2 protein-coding genes and 1 pseudogene are annotated in these 4211 nt (G+C 55.1%); 2 read left to right on the forward strand and 1 reads right to left on the reverse strand.

Annotation, left to right across the window (positions count from 1 at the left end; translation table 11 throughout):
• The first annotated feature begins 64 nt into the window (after positions 1-64).
• Positions 65-1495 carry a cytosine permease gene (locus RT340_RS22150; protein ID WP_313377822.1) on the forward strand — a complete coding sequence of 477 codons (1431 nt, stop codon included), beginning with the start codon at positions 65-67 and terminating at the stop codon, positions 1493-1495.
• Between the two features lie 36 nt (positions 1496-1531).
• Here the strand turns inward: RT340_RS22150 and RT340_RS22155 are convergent.
• A pseudogene (locus RT340_RS22155) lies at positions 1532-2082 on the reverse strand (YbhB/YbcL family Raf kinase inhibitor-like protein).
• 113 nt (positions 2083-2195) lie between these two features.
• On the opposite strand from RT340_RS22155, the gene RT340_RS22160 reads away from it, so the two are divergent.
• Positions 2196-4211, forward strand: a 2016-nt coding sequence (locus RT340_RS22160) for a DEAD/DEAH box helicase (protein WP_313377823.1), incomplete at its 3' end; no start/stop codon positions are given.

The raw sequence follows: 4211 nt of genomic DNA on the forward strand, positions 1-4211 counted from the left end.
GCAAACACAACTGATAAACAAAAATAACATAACGCACCGCGTTCATTGTTTCAGCGAGGAAACTATGTCAGCCGAATCACCTGCAGCCGATTATTCAGGCAGAGAAAACCAGCGCCTGTCTGAAACCCGCTCCATCGATTACATTCCGCTCCGCGAACGCCATGGCCACCCTTTCAGCCAGTTCACTCTCTGGTTTGGCGGTAACCTGCAGATCACCGCCATTGTCACCGGAGCGCTCGCCGTGGTGTTGGGCGGCGATGTGGTGTGGTCGCTTGTGGGTCTGTTGGTGGGCCAGATTATTGGTGCCGCCATTATGTCGTTGCATGCCATTCAGGGCCCACGTCTTGGCTTACCGCAGATGATCACCAGTCGCATGCAGTTTGGCGTGTTTGGTGCGGTGATCCCGCTGCTGCTGGTATGCATTATGTATGTTGGATTTTCGGCAAGTGGCACCGTGCTGGCCGGTCAGGCACTGGCAAAGCTGATTAATGTGAGCAACGCGACGGGTATGATCCTGTTCAGCGCCATCATTGTGGAGATTGCGGTGCTCGGTTATCGGGTGATTCACAAGCTGGGTAAAGTGGCGAGTGTGATCGGTGTGCTGGCCTTCGCTTATCTGTTCATCACCCTGCTTTCCACGCATGATTTGTCGGCCGTGTGGCAAAATCAGCACTTCACGATTGCCAACTTCCTGCTGGCCGTTTCACTCTCATCCTCCTGGCAGATAGCCTTTTGCCCGTATGTGTCTGATTACTCACGCTACCTGCCGGCTAACGTCTCGGCGAAAAAGCTGTTCAGTTCGGTGTTTTTCGGCACCGTTTTAGGCACCCAAGCCTCAATGACGTTGGGCGTGATTGTGGCGGCGATTGCCGGAAAAGCGTTTTCCGGTAATGAAGTGGGATATATCGTGGGTCTGGGCAGTAGCGCGACCATGGCAATGGTGATCTACTTTGCTATCTGTTTTGGCAAGATTACCTTCACTACCCTGAATGCTTACGGCAGCTTTATGTCACTCACCACCATCGTGTCAGGCTTCCGGCAGCAAACGTCCCTCAGCCGTGGCGGTCGGGTTCTGTTTGTGGTGTTGATGGTCACGATCGCCTGCATCATCGCCCTGATCAGTGAACCGGCCTTCCTTAAGTCGTTTACCCATTTCCTGTTGTTCCTGCTGGCCTTCTTTGTTCCGTGGAGCGCAATCAGCCTTACCGATTTTTATCTCATCACCAAAGGGCGCGTGGATATTCCGGCACTTTCACAGCCTGATGGTCGTTATGGGCGCTGGAACTGGGCAGGGATTGTGGTCTATTTCCTGGGTGTGATGGTGCAACTGCCGTTTATTGATAATCCGCTGCACCATGGCTCATTGACCTGGATATTTGCAGGCAATGATGTGTCGTGGATTATTGGCTGGTTTGTCACCGCATTGCTGTGGTTAGCCGCACGCCGACTGGATCGTCGGGGCGCGTTGGCAGAGTCTATCTATCCTGTAGAGTGACGTTGTCACGGCCGCCAGTTCAGGCGGCCGTATGACTTACTTATCGTTGGTAAACCGTCCCACAATGGTGGCAGCCCCCAAGGTATGGCCTTTCAATTTGGCGATCAACTCATCATGTGTCAGTCCGCCAGGTAATTGATTTACCGGCAAATCTGTTGCCACCATCACGAAGTTATAATGATGTATGCCACTTCCCACTGGTGGGCATGGACCGTAATAATTTGTGGTGCCCGGCGAATTCTTACCTCCAGTGTATCCTTCGCCTTTACTTAATTCGCCCTGCGCAAACTGCGTGCGATCCGCCGCGATGTTATAGGCCACCATATGTGTCACGCCTAAGCCTTTTCCTCCTACGGGATCGGTCAGCATCAGCGCAAAGCTACGGGTGCCGGCCGGTGCATTTGACCAGCTTAGAGCGGGAGATACATTGTCGCCGGTGCATGACGGGTTACTTTTGTTGTTGCCTGAAAGGTTTTATCCAGCATGGCACTGTCGTTAAAATCCGATGATTGCAGCGTAAATATCGGGGCAGCCAGCACGGTTCCCGGAAGCAACGCCAATAATAGTGCGCGTTTGAACATCATCATTTCTCACTCCTGTTGATGAAAAAATCAGCCAAAACATCAAGTATATAACCTGCTCACAATCATGCTGCAGGCTACACTGCTGAAAGTCCTCTTTGAAACCCCAGGAGCATCGGATGCCAGCCTCTTCACTCGCGTTGTTTACCGCCGCCACGCAGCAATGGTTTCGCGACACCTTTAAAGCGGCGACGCCCGCACAACATGAAGCCTGGCAGGCCATTTCGAGCGGTAAGAACTGTTTGGTGATTGCGCCCACCGGTTCTGGTAAAACGCTGGCGGCATTTCTCTATGCGATTGATGCCCTGTTTCGTGAACGCAGCGCCGAAGATCTCCCCGAACGAAGTCACAGAACACGCATTCTTTACCTCTCTCCGGTGAAAGCGCTGGCGGCGGATGTTCAGCGCAATCTGCAACGGCCTTTAGCGGGGGTGGCTGAAGAGCGGCGCAAACGCGGTGAAGCCGAGATCACCCTGGAGGTGGGCATGCGATCGGGCGATACGCTCAGCAGCGAGCGGGCAAAATTACAGCGGCGCCCACCGGATATTTTGATCACCACGCCCGAATCTTTATTTCTGATGCTGACATCAAAAGCCCGCGACACGCTGCGTGGCATCTCTACGGTGATTGTTGATGAAGTACATGCCATCGCGGGCAGCAAACGCGGCGCGCATCTGGCGCTCAGCCTTGAACGGCTGGATACGCTGCTAACGCACCCTGCGCAGCGTATCGGCCTCTCAGCCACGGTGAAACCGCCGGAGGCCGTCGCACAGTTTCTAGGGGGGAGTCGCGAAACGCTGATCGTGAATCCTACAGCTCAGCGCCCGTTAGCATTAACTATCCGGGTGCCTGTTGAAGATATGACGGATATTCAGCAACGCCCCGATAGCCGTTCAGTGCAGGATGCCACACCGTCCGCAGGATCCATCTGGCCACACATTGAAGCCGGGATTTTGGATGAGGTGTTACGCCATCGCGCCACTTTGGTGTTTACCAATTCCCGCGGATTGGCTGAAAAACTTACCGCGAGGCTGAATGAGCTCTACACGCGTCGCCTCGGAGAAAAGCCCACTGCGCCAGAAGAGTCCTTTGCCTACGGTTCCTTTACCGGCGGTACAGAGAAACGCACCGTCACACCGAATGACTTATTGGCCCGATCCCACCACGGTTCTGTTTCTAAAGAACAACGGCTGGAAATTGAAAACGCGCTCAAAGCGGGCGAGCTGCGTTGCGTGGTCGCCACATCAAGCCTGGAGCTGGGTATTGATATGGGCGATATCGATCTGGTGATTCAGGTTGGTGCGCCCCCTTCGGTTGCCAGTGCGCTCCAGCGCGTCGGGCGCGCGGGTCATCAGGTCGGCGGTACGCCGAAAGGCATCATCTGGCCGCGCACCCGACGCGATTTGGTGGATGCGGCTGTCATTGTTGAGTCGATGTTGGCGGGTGAACTCGATGCGATTACCCTGCCACACAATCCGCTGGACCTGCTGGCTCAGCACACGGTCGCCGCCGCCTCAATGGACACGCTGGAAATCGACAGCTGGTTTGAGCTGGTACGGCGTGCAGAACCGTTTAAAACGTTACCACGTCACGCATTTGAAGCGGTGCTAAACATGTTAGCCGGGCGCTATCCCTCCGATGAGTTCGCCAACCTGCAACCCCGCCTAATTTGGGACCGACATAATAATACCCTGACTGGACGGCCTGGCGCGCAGCATCTGGCTGTCACCAGCGGCGGCACCATCCCGGATCGCGGGATGTTCAGCGTTATGCTGCCCGAAGGTGAAGAACAGACGGGCGCACGACGCGTCGGGGAACTGGATGAAGAGATGGTTTATGAGTCGCGGATTAACGACATCATTACCCTTGGCGCAACATCATGGCGTATTCAGCAAATCACCCATGACCAGGTTGTGGTGGTGCCTGCGCCGGGCCGTTCAGCGCGTCTGCCATTCTGGCATGGCGACAGTCTCGGCCGTTCAGCGACACTGGGTGAAGCGATTGGTGGTTATTTACGACAGGCCCATAGTGAAACGTCACTGCCCGGCGACAGTCGTGACGCCAATGCCCGACACAATATGAAAAGCCTGATCGCCGAACAAATTCAGGCAACTGGCGAGTTGACCACCGACCGC

The sequence above is a fragment of the Pantoea sp. CTOTU50773 genome (assembly GCF_032082325.1).
Classification (GTDB): Bacteria; Pseudomonadota; Gammaproteobacteria; order Enterobacterales; family Enterobacteriaceae; genus Pantoea; species Pantoea communis.

What these genes read in the sequence shown, in the direction of transcription:
- RT340_RS22150 (WP_313377822.1), top strand. Translation starts at nt 65, where the DNA reads ATGTCAGCCGAATCACCTGCAGCCGATTATTCAGGCAGAGAAAACCAG.